Raw genomic sequence first — 14,178 nt, forward strand, 5'->3', positions numbered from 1 at the left:
CTTACGAGTAAAAGTTAAATAATAAATAGGTATTCAATAATATTTGTCACATCAACCACTTTTTGACATCAGTCTTTTTCAGGTTCTGAAGCGACATACGTAGACGCGCAAAATGAATTGAGCTGCTGCAATAATTGATTGACCATATGCCGTGGATATGTGTGTCCCGTCGGCATGATAATATGCGCCACCTGCCGATATAATGGGTCGCGCGCGCTATATAAATCTTGCAATATTTTTCTGGGATTCGGCTGCTGTAACAGAGGTCGCGATTTGTCTTTGGCGGTACGAGCCATTTGCACATCGACTGGAGCATTAAGGTAAATGACTATACCGCGCTGCTTTAGATACTCACGATTCTCAGCTGCCATAACCGCACCGCCGCCAGTCGCTAAGACAATTTGCGGTTGCTGGGTTAATTCATCTATTGCTCGTGTTTCACGTTCACGAAAGCCTGCTTCGCCCTCTTTAGCGAATATCCAAGCAATATCAGCACCCGTTTGCGACTCAACATACCAATCACTGTCTACAAACGGTCGTCCTAATTGCTTTGCCAGTAATCTGCCAATTGTGGTCTTCCCTGCTCCCATCGGCCCTACTAAAAATACCGACGGTAATTCCTCAACCATAGTACTCACTCAGCTAAATTAGGTATGATACAACGTCATTGATATTCTGGCTAGTAATGAGCTGTGATTATTGTCAGTAAAATCCATGTAATTAAAGAAGTGCTAATCATCACAACCATAAAAAAAGCAAGCGCTAAGGCTTGCTTTTTCGGACTGAAAACCAATGAAAGGCTTATTAATCTAAGCGACTAATGCCATCATTGATCAGTTTTGGCGTGATAAATATCAGTAGCTCTTCTTTAGAGGTGCTACGTACATCTTTGCGGAAGGCGCGACCAATATAAGGCAAGTCGCCTAAGAAAGGTACCTTATCGACACCATTACTGGTACGGTTCTTAAAGACGCCGCCCAATACAATCGTTTGACCATCTTCGACAATCACGTTGGTTGAAATAGAGTCTTCGGCGATAGCAACCTGATTGTTAATAATGGTAGGTGTGCCATTAGTGATTAACAGTTGCAAACCAATCTTACCATCTGGAGTAATGTTTGGCGTGGCTTCCAGACTTAATGCTGCTTCTTTAAAGCTGGTAGTAGTGGCGCCACTGGCCGATGCTTCTTGATAAGGAATCTGCGTACCAGAAGATACCTTTGCGGTTTGTTTATCAGCCGTCAAAATCTTTGGTGTAGAGATAACTTCACCACGATTGTCTGCTTGCATGGCTGACAACTCAAGATCCAACATAAAATCAGAGATACCAAGTAGACCAAAAGCAATACGGCCAGCAGGATTATCAACACCCAAGTCGACGTTTAAGTTATCAGGACGGCTGATATCGTATTTAGGATAAGAGATCGTTTGTCCATTGACTGTCGTTGTCTCTACATCAAAATCTTTTAAATCCCATAAGGTTTGATTGCTACCACCAACCAGCAAGTTTCGGTTATTGGCGGCGCCGTTTGACAAGATACCCCAACGAACGCCAATCTCTTTACTAAAGTTATCGCTAGCGCTGACGATACGTGCTTCAATCATTACTTGACGGACAGGAATATCAATTTTGCCAATTAACTTATGAATATTTTCAATACTGGCTGCCACATCTTTAACGATTAAGGTATTGGTACGCTCGTCGACCGTTACCGTACCACGATTAGACAATAAGGTGTTGCTGTCATTTGCGTTGCCTGTACTACTGCTGCCAGAAGAGCCGCCGCTACCTTGCGAGATAAGCGTCAAAACATCTGCTGCTTTTGCATAGCTTAGACGAATATATTCAGTGCGTAGTGGTGCATAAGACTCAACGGCTTGCTGTGCTTCAAGGTCTTGAGCTTCTTGCTGCGCAAGCTCAGTAGAGGGCGCAACCAAAATCACATTACCATTTTCGCGCTTGCCCAGATTTTTACTCTTGAGAATAATATCAAGCGCTTGATCCCAAGGTACATTAATAAGGCGCAAGGTGATATTACCAGCGACCGAATCACTAGCAACGATGTTCATCTCTGTAAATTGTGCCAAAATATCTAATACACTACGAATTTCGACGTCTTGAAACTCCATAGATAACGCTTCACCCGTATAAACTTTTTCTTCAAGCGTTGGTTCGCGTAGTAGCTCTGGCTTTCTGATACCGATATTTAACTGATTACCTGACTGATAGGCTTGATATTCATAATCTTCTTTCATATTAATGGTGATGACACCATTTTGACCTTGGTTTTTAGTATCAATACTATCAACCAGACCGCTATTAATATTCAAGCGGCGTAATAGATTTCTAGGCACGGTACTTCCAGTCAAGCGTACGACCAGTTTATTACCTTGGCGCTGAACATCCACTGGAATTGCTTCATTGGCAAGGGCAATACTTACATTACCGCCGCCATCATTCCCTGCTGAAAAATTAACGGCGCTTAGTCCGTCATAACTATACTGCTTGCTAACTTGTGAGGCCGCAAGCTGTGGACTTAACAAGGGGTTGACTCGTACTACCATAGTGTCAGCAGGCACTTGGGTTTTTGTTACGGTCGGCTTAATAGGAGCAACTGCTCCGCTATTGCTCTCTACGATTGGGGTGACAATCGCAGTAGTGGTGATGGCAGCATTGCGATTAAGCACATCTTGAACAGGATCATTGGTAATCACTTGGCTAACCACAGCACGATTAGGGTCGGTAATCGTCAGCAATAACTCATTGCCATCAATAGCCGTGGTATAGTTGCCAGCTTTTTTTAGCCCAACAATAAGACGCGTGGTACTATCGCTGTTCAGCGTAGTGACGTCATTGATTATACCGATATTATATTCATTAAAGCGACTGGCAAGCCCATTTTGCACCTGTTCAAAATCCAACACCAAACGGCTGGGATTATCTAACTGGTAAGCGGCAGGTAATACTGGCGCGCCTGTAAATCCCAAACGCATTTGCGTCACGGCTGGGGCAGTCTGCACGACAGAAACATTATTGATGCGCTGTTCGGCATAGGCACTGCTACTTATTGCTACCATACTCATTGCCAATGCTGAGATGGCAAAAGTAGAAGATACGCGGTTGCTCATCGTCATTACCTTGTTATTGCGTACTGTCATTATTTATTCCTCAAAAAATCTGCCGACTTAGCTTATAGGGGACACTAGTGACTGGGGTTTTTCAACAAACCCAGCACGGCTGTCTGGCACAATTTCAATCAAGTTAATCTGGGTCGGCGTGATTTCAACAATACGGCCGTCATTTATTCCAAGATAATTACCGACTCTAACGCTCGCAACCGAACCATCAGGACGCTGTACTAAAGCGTATTGCTGACCTTCGGGTGAAATAACGACACCGCGAAAGACCAGTTGCGATAGCTCGTATTGCTCAAGCGGTTCTTTGACTCGGGTTATATCAGGGCGCACGCCATCAATAGAGGTCGTCGGACCTTGTACATTCACTAAACTTGGTGGCAAAAATGGGCTACGCTGTGCACTGGCGCTATAGACAAAATCTTCTACCAGCTCAGCTTTAGGCGGTGGCTCAATCGGCTGTGCTGACTGGTTGCGAACATCAGCCATCGCCTGCTCTGCCAAACCAATACGATCAGTACAACCAGTCATAGATAAAACTGCAGTGCTTAAAATCAGTAGCATGGGTAGTTTTTGGCTAGTCATTAGTTGCCTCCTGCAGCATCAGTAGGAGCGGCTTCGGCAGTGGCAACCGTTTCATCGCCTTCAGGAGCCGCTTCTTTTGAGCGATAAGTTTTGGTTTGTAGTACCAAATTAAGCTCCGGTAAAACATCCAAGGTCGGCTGTGGATTACTGACTTCAAAATCGTGCATAGTGATAATGCGCGGTAAAGCTGCCAAACCACTAATAAAGCTACCAAACTGATGATATTCACCCAACGCAGCGATACGAATAGGCTGCTCAATGAAGAATTCATTTTCAATTTCAGGCTCTACTGAAATATCTTGGAAACGTATATTACTACCCACGCCCGTCATATTGATACCCTCTACTAATTCTGATACGCGAGTATCTTTTGGTAGCTGGTCGAGTAAGGTATTAAACTCAGTTTCCATCTGAATAACTTGTGCTTGATACGCCTTTAGATGGCGAGCACGTGATTCTTTTTCACGGTAGCTATCAAGTAGAGTTTGCTGTTGACTTTCAGCCGCTGTAATTTCGTCGATTTTACTGCTAATTGGTAGCGCCCATGAAATGGCGGCAATCAAGGCAATAATAAAACTAATAACAGTGACTTTGACTGGGAGCGGCCAACTGCCATAGTTTTCAGCATCCAATGACTCAAAACTGCGTCGAAACTCATTTAAATCAAATTGCTTCTTTGATTTTAAAGCAGTCTTTTTGGTTTTAATAAGCGTTTTTTTACGGGTCAGCTTCATAACTCACCTCCAGGTCCAGTAGTGCCATCTACAGGTGCAGCTGTCTCCGACTGTACTTTAGTCGTTACCACAAACTGTACATAACTGTCTTCAGGATAAATAGGACGCGGTTGTGCACCAGTGGTGACCGTGGTTTCTAAAGTAGGCGCAGCTTGATAAGCCGTGATATTTTGCTGGATATTACTGACGGCTGAATTACCCATCCACTTACTATTATCAAGATTACGAATCAAACTTGATACGATGTTTGGATTGTCTGCAAGACCTGTCAACGTCAGCACATCACCTTCACGCTTTAAATTATTTAAATAAAGTGCTGGAGGAATGGCTTTGGCAAGATCATCCCATAAACGCACAGGCACAGGGCGTCGACCTTGTAAGTCTTGGATAACCTGCATACGTGAGATGATATCTTCACGGCGCTGCTCCAAGCTATCAATTTCTACTAAAGCTTTATCTAAGAGCGCATTTTCTTGCTCAATCAGCGCATTGGCATCCAACTGTTCGTCGAGTTCATTGTTAAAATAACTCCAAGAAGCGAATGCAGCGAGCAAAGTAAGCAAAGTCACTGCCACCACTAAGGTGATAAATTCTTTATTACGGCGTGCGCGCTCTTCTTGCCGCCAGGGCAATAAGTTAATACGAGCCATTAGTCAAAGCTCCTTAACGCTAGACCGCAAGCGGCCATTAAGCTTGGTGAATCAATCGCCAGCTGCTCATTATCGATATGCGGAGCAATGGTCATGTTGATAAACGGATTTGCTATGCTAACAGGCACGCCCAATCTCTGTTGGGCCATACCAGCAAGACCAGCAATAGAGCTACTGCCACCAGCAAGTACCACATGATCAATACTGCTATATTGGCTTGAGGAGAAGTAAAATTGCAACGAACGAGTAATCTGTTGAATAATATTTTCTATAAATGGGGTCAATACATCAGAATAGTAATCATCAGGTAAAGTACGCTCACGTTTACTAATAGTGGCTTCTTCAGCCGATAGTCCATAACGGTTCTGTATCGCCTCAGTTAGCTGACTTCCACCAAATAATTGCTCTCGGCTATAAATAAACTCACCGTTTTTAGCAACATATAAAGTCGTTTGATTATGCCCAATATCGACTAAAGCCACTAAATCTGGCAGATTTGGCAAACTGTCTGCCATCAAACCAAAAGCACGTTCGATCGCATGAGACTCAATATCCATGACTTTAGTTTGTAGACCACCAAACGTTAAGGCGTCAACCCTTTGGTCGACGTTTTCCGAGCGAGAAGCGGCGAGTAGCACTTGTACCATGTCGTCGTTTATAAGAGACGGACCTAATACCTCAAAATCCAAATTAACATCTTCTAATGGATAAGGCACATATTGATCAGCATCCAGACGAATTTGAGCTTCGCGCTCCACATCATTGAGCACCATATCCATATCGATGACTTTAGTAATCACCGCTGACCCTGAGACTGCGGTTGCAGCGCTGCTACTCGAAACTTGGCAACGTCGAGCCAAGCTTGCTATGGCATTCCCTACAGTCTCAGTGTCTATAATGAGTTTGTCGATGACTACGCCTTCTGGTAGTATTTCAGTACCATAAGATTTTAAATGAAAAACGCCTTGTTGGCGCTGTATGTCGACCAACTTTACTGAGGTGGTACAAATATCCACGCCAATTAAATGTCGACTCTTAGAAGTAAATAGCCTCACAAACTCTATACCTTATATTTAGTGTACAATCTGATAGTTATTTGTAATAATTTAGTACAATACTTTACTTAACAGACATATTCAAGCATTTAAATTATCTATTGAGGATAACTTACACATTTATTATTACTTGCCTATTTTGTTCAAGGTATAATGCCATACCTGTTGCAAATTTTAATTGATAAGTCTGACTATGACCAAAAAAAATGCTACCGTTCGTCTTATTCACTTTTTGGTGGGGCTTTTCATCGCTTGTTTAGCGTTAGCGGTTATATTGGCGCTTGCCGTACCTATTGGATTTTATGGTATGGCGATGTATTTATCGCCAACCTTGCCTAGTACTCAAGAGATTAAAACGGCAAATTTAGAGATGCCATTACAGATATATAGTAGTGATGACAAGTTAATTGGACAGTATGGCAATCGCCTATCACTACCCATTACCTTTGACGAGATACCGGAAGATTTGACCCACGCTTTTTTGGCAGCAGAAGATGCCTCATTTTTTCAGCATAGTGGTATCAGCATTAAAGGGCTTGGTCGTGCCGTTACTGAAGTAGTGACTGACGATGACAGCCAAACTGGCGGCTCAACCATCACCATGCAGGTGGCCAAAAACTACTTTTTAAGCTCAGAACGTACCTTAAATCGCAAGCTGACAGAGTTATTTCTAGCTCGTAAAATTGAAGACGAGCTGAGTAAAAACGATATCCTCACCCTTTATGTCAACAAAATTTATTTAGGAGAAGGCGCTTACGGTATTCGCGCCGCTGCTAAAAAATATTATAGTAAATCACTAGAAAGCCTCACCATTGCCGAAATGGCCATGCTAGCAGGGTTGCCAAAAGCGCCTTCTAAATATAATCCGGTGGCCAACCCTAGTCGCGCGCTCACGCGGCGTAACTGGATTATCGGACGCATGCATGAATTGGGCTATATTAATAAAGCCCAACATGACGAAGCTATCAACGCCCCAATCGGCATTAACCTTTATCAAGAAAAACTTGATGTTAATATGCCTTATTTGGCAGAAATGACACGTTCTGCGTTGGTTGACCGCTATGGTGAACAAGTCATGCATGGCGGCTGGCGTGTACGCCTTACCGTTGATAGTAAAGCACAGACAGATGCCGAGGCTGCCGTACTAACAGGATTGGTTGCTTATGAGCATCGCCATGGTTGGCGCGGCGCTGAAGCAAATGACGAACCCCTTGAAAACTTCCGCCGTTATAGCAATATGTCGCCCGCTAAAGTCACTAAGGTTAACGCCCGTAGTTTTGAGGCGACAATGCCTTCAGGTGAAAGTATTACGGTCAACTGGTCTGGTATGAGTTGGGCGCGCAAATATATTTCTGCCGATCGTATTGGTTACTTTCCTAGTAATGCCAGCCAAATTGTCAGTAAAAACGACATCATTCGCCTGATACCTACCGCTAGTGGTGGTTGGCAGTTGGGACAAATACCTAAGGTACAAGGTAGCTTGGTCTCTTTGAATCCTGAAACAGGTGCCGTTCGAGCACTGATTGGTGGCTTTGATTTTAACCATAGTAAATTCAATCGTGCCCTTCAAGGCTGGCGCCAACCGGGTTCAACCATCAAACCACTTGTTTACACTGCGGCGCTAGAAAAAGGCTATCGTCCAGATAGTATTGTCTCCGATCGTCCGATTCAAGTAGGTGACTGGAAACCTAAAAATTCTGATGGTCGTTTTTTAGGTGATATTACCTTACGCCGCGGGCTATATTTATCACGTAACTTAGTTTCTATTCGCTTACTGCAAGCGATTGGAATCTCTGATGTGCGCAATCTATTGGATGAATTTGGACTGGATAAAGAAAAGCTACCAACCACTTTGTCTCTGGCCTTAGGTGCCGGTCAGGCCACCCCATTACAAATGGCAACAGCTTACGCCACCTTTGCCAATGGCGGTCACCGCGTTCAGCCTTATTTTATCGAACAAATTTATAACTATAATAATAAACTCCTATTTCAAGCCAATCCTCAGCAAGCTTGTGCCTTATGTTTCAATGATCAGCTTGACGACGTTAATAAAAAACTCCTCGAAGATTATGAATTGAAAAAAGAAAAGGATAGTAAGACAGTTGATTCTATTGATGAAAAAGCGCGCTCTAAAGCTAACTCTTCAAATGAGAATCCAGATAGTGATATAGACGTAGAGAATGGTGACAATACGGCCAAAGCTAGTAAAGAGGTGGATTTAAGCGTTTATGATGCTAGCCCAGAATCGGATCGTCTAAAAGCGCCTGTTATACAGTACGTACGTGCTGAGCAAGCGCCGCGTATTTTAAAACCAAGGGTGGCTTTTGAGATGGCAGATATCTTACGCGATGTGGTACAGCGTGGTACAGCCTTTAAAGCAAAATCTTTGGGACGTGATGACATTGGTGGCAAGACTGGTACTACCAACGAGGCAAAAGATGCTTGGTTTGCAGGATTCCATCCTACCAACGCAACAGTGGTATGGATGGGGTTTGATCAACCCTCAACGTTGGGTCGACGTGAGTATGGTGGTGTAGCAGCATTACCAGTATGGATGGACTTTATGAAAGCCCAATTAAAAGACACTCCTCATCAGTGGGTCTCTATTAATAACAGAGCTAAGTCCAAAAAACAAAAGCAAAGTATTATAGAGATGATAGATGAAGGGGTTACCGATCTTGAAGACGAAGATGCCGATATAGGCAAATCAGAAAAGCCCGTCAAGACCACCACACAACAACGTCAACCACCTACTCCTAAGCCTGTCGAAATGCCGGAGAGTACACCGGTATCAAAACCTACTAATAACAGTAGTGCTAATAGTAACAGTCCAACGCAGAAACCAAAACCGTTAGCGCCCACGCCTGTGGAACGTATGCCAACGATGCCAGAATAAATATACAACTGACAATATAGACTTATACCTTAAACAAAAAGGCTTGTTCAGTATTTACTGAGTAAGCCTTTTGTTTGTCCTCTTAAAACTCTACCATACCAGCACGTAGCTGTTCTATCAGCTCCAAAAACTGCTGGCGCCATTCACGTATTGTTGCATCATCCGGCAACCACTGATTCGATAATGTAACGACATTTACAATAAGATCGGGCGACTCTGTTGCACCTCTATTTACCTGTTCATCGATTATAGGATCAGATACTACGGCATATAAACAGCGCTGGTAAGCGTGCTCTATATTCGCTAAAAACCCCTGTTGTTGTAGCTGCTGTAAGCGCTGCACTTCCGGCGATACTTGGGTACGCTCACTGAGCGCCGCTTCAATATCTGACAGCGTTGGTGCCGCCAACGTTATATTATAAAAATAACCAAGCTCTTGTACAAAAGCTAAGAAAGTACCGTATAAATGAAAAATAGCCGTTTCACAATGCGCTTGATAGTGCTGCTTATCGTTAGTACTTGCCGCAGCTTGACAGGCCAGACGACAAAAATATAGCTTTTGATTGGTACGGTCAGCTTGATACTTAGCAACGCGAGTCTTACCAGCCATGCGCCTATCCTTTTTAATTATTAATGATGATGAGCTATTATTCAAACAGCCATGACTGTTTTATAAAGCTACTTTATTGCAGTGTACTATTTTCTTAAGTAACTTCCTAAGAAAATAACCCGTGATTCTTCACTTTCTTAAAGGCGCAAAAAAGCCAGCAACATGGCTGGCTTTTTTATTTATAAAAACAATTGAACGTTATTTCAATTAATGATTACCTTGATTAAGCTCTTGAGCAAACGCTTCATCGAAGCTAGCAAAATCTTTGCTATCTGTACTGGCTGTCATATCAAACGCTGCATTCAAATCTTTATCATGCAGTTTTTGCTCCGCTTTTTCTTTACGGGCTTTATGATAAGCAAGACCAGTACCAGCAGGAATCAAGCGACCAACCACTACGTTTTCTTTCAGACCACGTAGCTCATCGACTTTACCAGTAACCGCAGCAGCCGTTAGGACACGTGTGGTCTCTTGGAAAGAAGCCGCTGAGATAAAGCTTTCAGTTGCAAGGCTTGCTTTGGTGATACCAAGTAATTGACGCTCATACTGTACTGGGAATTTATCTTCCGCAACCAGCTTCGCATTCAACGCTTTAATATCAGCATACTCTACCTGATCGCCTTTGAAGTGGCTTGAATCGCCGCCGTCGGTAATTTCAACTTTACGCAACATCTGACGAATAATGACTTCGATGTGTTTGTCGTTGATTTTTACACCCTGCAAGCGATATACATCCTGTACTTCGTTGACGATATAGTCAGCAAGCGCGGTTTGTCCTTTTAGACGTAAGATATCGTGCGGGTTTTGTGGACCATCAGCGATAACTTCACCACGTGCAACCGTCTCGTTTTCAAAGACGTTGATTTGACGCCATTTCGGGATCAGCTCTTCATGAATCTCGCCATCTTCATTGGTAATGATAAAGCGATTTTTGCCTTTGGTCTCTTTACCGAAGCTCACGACACCAGTCATCTCAGCCATGATAGCGTGATCTTTTGGACGACGTGCTTCGAATAAATCAGCAACGCGTGGTAGACCACCGGTAATATCTTTAGTACCTGATGATGCTTGTGGTACACGGCCTAAGATCGAACCTGCTGCTACTTTTTCACCATCGCTCACGCGAATAATGGTTTCAGCTGGTAAGAAGTAAACCACTTCTTTACCTTCGTCCGTGTTCAAGATAATCGCAGGACGTAAGTCTTTTGCTGAGCTTGAACGGTCACGAGTGGCTAGAATCTCAAATGAGCTCATACCAGTCGCATCATCAACCTTCACAGTCGCAGTTAAGCCATCAGTAATGTCACTAAAGCGTGCTGTACCGGCGAATTCTGTGATAATAGGATGCGTGTGCGGATCCCATTTAGCGATGGTTTGACCACCTTCAACCTGATCTTCGTTTTTCACGAGTACGCTTGAACCATAAGGTACTTTATAGCGCTCACGCTCACGGCCAAGCTCATCAGTCAATGCAATTTCAGCTGAACGCGATACGATAACCAAGTGACCATCGGTATGTTGAACGGTTTTCATGTTTTCGAAATGCGCTTGACCAGCACTACGTACAGAGATGCTATTGTCTACAGATGCTGAGCTTGCGGCCCCGCCCACGTGGAAAGTACGCATCGTTAACTGAGTACCCGGCTCACCGATAGACTGCGCTGCCATCACACCGACTGACTCGCCGATATTGACTTGATGACCACGAGCAAGGTCACGACCATAGCACTGTGCACAAACACCATGTTCGATATCACAAGTAATGACCGAACGTACCCAGATATCATCAATTGCATTGTTATCAAGGACGTTAACCCAATGCTCATCGATTAAGGTACCAGCTGGAATCAGAATTTTTGATTCGTCATCGTTATAAGATACGTCACGTGCCGTCACACGACCAAGCACTAATTCGCCTAGCTTCTCAATGATTTCACCACCTTGGATATGTGGTTTCATGAGCAAGCCTTGCTCAGTACCACAATCTTTGCTAGTAATAACCAAATCTTGTGCCACGTCAACCAAACGACGAGTCAAGTAACCTGAGTTAGCCGTTTTCAATGCCGTATCAGCTAGACCTTTACGCGCACCGTGAGTTGAGATAAAGTACTGTAGTACGGTCAAACCTTCACGGAAGTTGGCTTTAATTGGTGTTTCGATAATTGAACCATCCGGTTTAGCCATCAAACCACGCATACCCGCCAACTGACGAATCTGTGCCGCACTACCACGAGCACCAGAATCTGACATGATAAAGATAGAGTTAAATGACTTCTGCTCTTCTTCCTCACCTTGCGCATTGATTACTTTATCTGTAGCCAAGTTATCCATCATCGCTTTAGCGACTTTGTCATTGGTACGTGACCAGATATCAACCACTTTATTATAACGTTCACCAGCCGTTACGAAGCCTTGCTCAAATTGGTCTTCAATTTCGCGAACTTCAGCTTCAGCCACTTCAATGATTTGCTTTTTCAGTGGTGGGATGACCATGTCATCAATACCAATAGACACGCCAGATAGTGTTGCTTGAGCAAAACCAAGATACATCAATTGGTCAGCAAACATAACACTTTCTTTGACCCCTACTTTACGGTAGCAAGAGTTGATCAATTTAGAGATATTTTTCTTCGTCATCTCTTCGTTACATTCATCAAACGACATACCTTTAGGCATGATGTTCCAAATCAGTAAGCGACCAGCTACGGTGTCTTGTAACTTGATTTCTTTAGTCTCATTACCATCGTCATCGATATGCGTTTCAGTAACCCGGACTTTAATCTTAGCGTTCACATGCAAATCGTTTGAGCCAATCGCACGCAATGCTTCATTAACGGTGGCAAAAATCATGCCTTCGCCTTTGGCGTTGACCGATGAACGGCTGATGTAATACAAGCCCAAGACCACATCTTGTGATGGTACGATGATTGGCTCACCGTTCGCAGGGGACAAGATATTGTTGGTAGACATCATTAGTGCGCGTGATTCAAGCTGAGCTTCTAGGGTCAATGGCACGTGGACCGCCATTTGGTCACCATCAAAGTCAGCGTTGAATGCAGTACAAACCAGTGGATGCAACTGGATTGCTTTACCTTCAATCAATACTGGCTCAAATGCTTGTAGACCCAAACGGTGAAGCGTTGGTGCACGGTTAAGTAGTACTGGATGCTCACGGATAACCATGGCCAGCATATCCCAAACTTGCGGCTCTTCACGCTCTACCATCTTTTTGGCAGCTTTAATCGTCGTTGCCAAACCATGAGATAATAATTTGTTATAAGTAAATGGCTTGAATAACTCAAGTGCCATTTTCTTCGGTAAACCGCACTGATGCAGACGTAGGGTTGGGCCAACAACGATGACCGAACGACCAGAATAGTCAACACGCTTACCAAGTAAGTTTTGACGGAAACGACCTTGCTTACCTTTGATCATATCAGCCAAAGATTTCAATGGACGCTTATTACTACCCGTAATCGCACGACCGCGACGACCGTTATCTAACAAGGCATCAACTGACTCTTGCAACATACGTTTTTCGTTACGTACAATAATATCAGGCGCACTCAGCTCAAGCAGACGCTTTAAACGATTGTTACGGTTAATCACGCGACGATATAAATCGTTTAGATCTGATGTCGCAAAACGACCACCTTCTAGCGGCACTAATGGGCGCAAATCTGGTGGTAGTACTGGCAAGATGGTCATAACCATCCATTCAGGCTTGTTATGCGAATCACGGAAAGCTTCTAATAACTTAAGACGCTTAGACATCTTTTTAAGCTTAGTCTCAGAGCCTGTTTGTGGAATCGCTTCACGTAGCTCATCAATCTCAATATCTAAATCGATATCTTTTAATAGGTCTTGAATCGCTTCTGCACCCATCTTGGCAACGAACTCATCACCAAATTCTTCAAGGGCTTTATAGTAATCTTCATCATCAAGCAATTGATACTTTTCTAAAGAAGTAAGACCAGGCTCAGTAACGATATAGCTTTCAAAATATAGGACGCGTTCGATATCACGAAGCGTCATGTCTAGCAATAGACCGATGCGGCTTGGTAATGATTTTAAGAACCAAATATGCGCAACAGGACTCGCTAGGTCAATATGACCCATGCGATCGCGACGAACTTTAGCCGTGGTAACTTCAACGCCACATTTTTCACAGATAACGCCTTGGAATTTACGGCGTTTGTATTTACCACATAAACATTCAAAATCTTTTACTGGACCAAAAATTTTGGCACAAAAAAGACCGTCACGCTCAGGTTTAAAAGTACGATAGTTAATCGTTTCAGGTTTTTTAACTTCACCATGCGACCATGACTTAATAACGTCAGGCGATGCTAAGGTAATTTGAATGCTATCAAACTCTTGATTACCGTTGCCGGTAGGGCTTTGCATGATATCGAGTAAATCTTTCAAGTTGCTTCTCCGTTATCTTTATAATCATCTGACAGCGTATTATGAGCGCGGTTAAGATGAATGAAGGCAATGAATAGGGTTGAGA

The 14,178-nt window shown here is 43.5% G+C and carries 9 protein-coding genes; 1 reads left to right on the forward strand and 8 read right to left on the reverse strand.

All coding sequences use genetic code 11. The annotated features are described in order from the left end of the window. Nucleotides 1-68: 68 nt before the first annotated feature. The 6 genes from aroK to pilM all read right to left on the reverse strand — a co-directional run bounded on the left by aroK (nt 69) and on the right by pilM (nt 6,159). On the reverse strand, nt 69-629 hold the full coding sequence (gene aroK, locus DABAL43B_RS12345; protein WP_079692672.1) for a shikimate kinase AroK: 561 nt from the start codon (nt 627-629) through the stop codon (nt 69-71). 175 nt (nt 630-804) lie between these two features. Then, nucleotides 805-3,159, reverse strand: a complete 2,355-nt coding sequence (gene pilQ, locus DABAL43B_RS12350) for a type IV pilus secretin PilQ (RefSeq protein ID WP_079692673.1) — start codon at nt 3,157-3,159, stop codon at nt 805-807. 27 nt (nt 3,160-3,186) lie between these two features. Next, on the reverse strand, nt 3,187-3,720 hold the full coding sequence (locus DABAL43B_RS12355; RefSeq protein WP_079692674.1) for a pilus assembly protein PilP: 534 nt from the start codon (nt 3,718-3,720) through the stop codon (nt 3,187-3,189). Beyond that, entirely contained in the window at nt 3,720-4,454 is a 735-nt protein-coding gene (locus DABAL43B_RS12360; RefSeq protein ID WP_079692675.1) for a type 4a pilus biogenesis protein PilO, read from the reverse strand. The genes DABAL43B_RS12355 and DABAL43B_RS12360 overlap by 1 nt, the downstream gene beginning before the upstream one ends. Then, the gene (locus DABAL43B_RS12365) at nt 4,451-5,104 is read right to left on the reverse strand and encodes a PilN domain-containing protein (RefSeq protein WP_079692676.1); all 654 of its coding nucleotides are present in this window, start codon (nt 5,102-5,104) and stop codon (nt 4,451-4,453) included. Before DABAL43B_RS12365 ends, DABAL43B_RS12360 begins: the two co-directional genes overlap by 4 nt. Beyond that, nucleotides 5,104-6,159 carry a type IV pilus assembly protein PilM gene (pilM, locus tag DABAL43B_RS12370; protein ID WP_079692677.1) on the reverse strand — a complete coding sequence of 352 codons (1,056 nt, stop codon included), beginning with the start codon at nt 6,157-6,159 and terminating at the stop codon, nt 5,104-5,106. The genes DABAL43B_RS12365 and pilM overlap by 1 nt, the downstream gene beginning before the upstream one ends. Nucleotides 6,160-6,352: 193 nt before the next feature. On the opposite strand from pilM, the gene DABAL43B_RS12375 reads away from it, so the two are divergent. Continuing rightward, the gene (locus DABAL43B_RS12375; protein WP_079692678.1) at nt 6,353-9,055 is read left to right on the forward strand and encodes a penicillin-binding protein 1A; all 2,703 of its coding nucleotides are present in this window, start codon (nt 6,353-6,355) and stop codon (nt 9,053-9,055) included. Nucleotides 9,056-9,137: 82 nt separating this feature from the next. Here the strand turns inward: DABAL43B_RS12375 and DABAL43B_RS14285 are convergent, their stop codons facing one another. After that, nucleotides 9,138-9,665: a DUF6586 family protein gene (locus DABAL43B_RS14285; RefSeq protein WP_079692679.1), complete on the reverse strand. Its 528-nt coding sequence runs from the start codon at nt 9,663-9,665 to the stop codon at nt 9,138-9,140. A 207-nt stretch (nt 9,666-9,872) separates the two neighbouring features. Continuing rightward, nucleotides 9,873-14,093: a DNA-directed RNA polymerase subunit beta' gene (gene rpoC / locus DABAL43B_RS12385; protein WP_079692680.1), complete on the reverse strand. Its 4,221-nt coding sequence runs from the start codon at nt 14,091-14,093 to the stop codon at nt 9,873-9,875. Between the last annotated feature and the right edge of the window lie 85 nt (nt 14,094-14,178).

Source organism: Psychrobacter sp. DAB_AL43B, from assembly GCF_900168255.1.
Classification (GTDB): Bacteria; Pseudomonadota; Gammaproteobacteria; order Pseudomonadales; family Moraxellaceae; genus Psychrobacter.

What these genes read in the sequence shown, in the direction of transcription:
- aroK (WP_079692672.1), bottom strand. Translation starts at nt 629, where the DNA reads ATGGTTGAGGAATTACCGTCGGTATTTTTAGTAGGGCCGATGGGAGCA.
- pilQ (WP_079692673.1), bottom strand. Translation starts at nt 3,159, where the DNA reads ATGACAGTACGCAATAACAAGGTAATGACGATGAGCAACCGCGTATCT.
- DABAL43B_RS12355 (WP_079692674.1), bottom strand. Translation starts at nt 3,720, where the DNA reads ATGACTAGCCAAAAACTACCCATGCTACTGATTTTAAGCACTGCAGTT.
- DABAL43B_RS12360 (WP_079692675.1), bottom strand. Translation starts at nt 4,454, where the DNA reads ATGAAGCTGACCCGTAAAAAAACGCTTATTAAAACCAAAAAGACTGCT.
- DABAL43B_RS12365 (WP_079692676.1), bottom strand. Translation starts at nt 5,104, where the DNA reads ATGGCTCGTATTAACTTATTGCCCTGGCGGCAAGAAGAGCGCGCACGC.
- DABAL43B_RS12375 (WP_079692678.1), top strand. Translation starts at nt 6,353, where the DNA reads ATGACCAAAAAAAATGCTACCGTTCGTCTTATTCACTTTTTGGTGGGG.
- DABAL43B_RS14285 (WP_079692679.1), bottom strand. Translation starts at nt 9,665, where the DNA reads ATGGCTGGTAAGACTCGCGTTGCTAAGTATCAAGCTGACCGTACCAAT.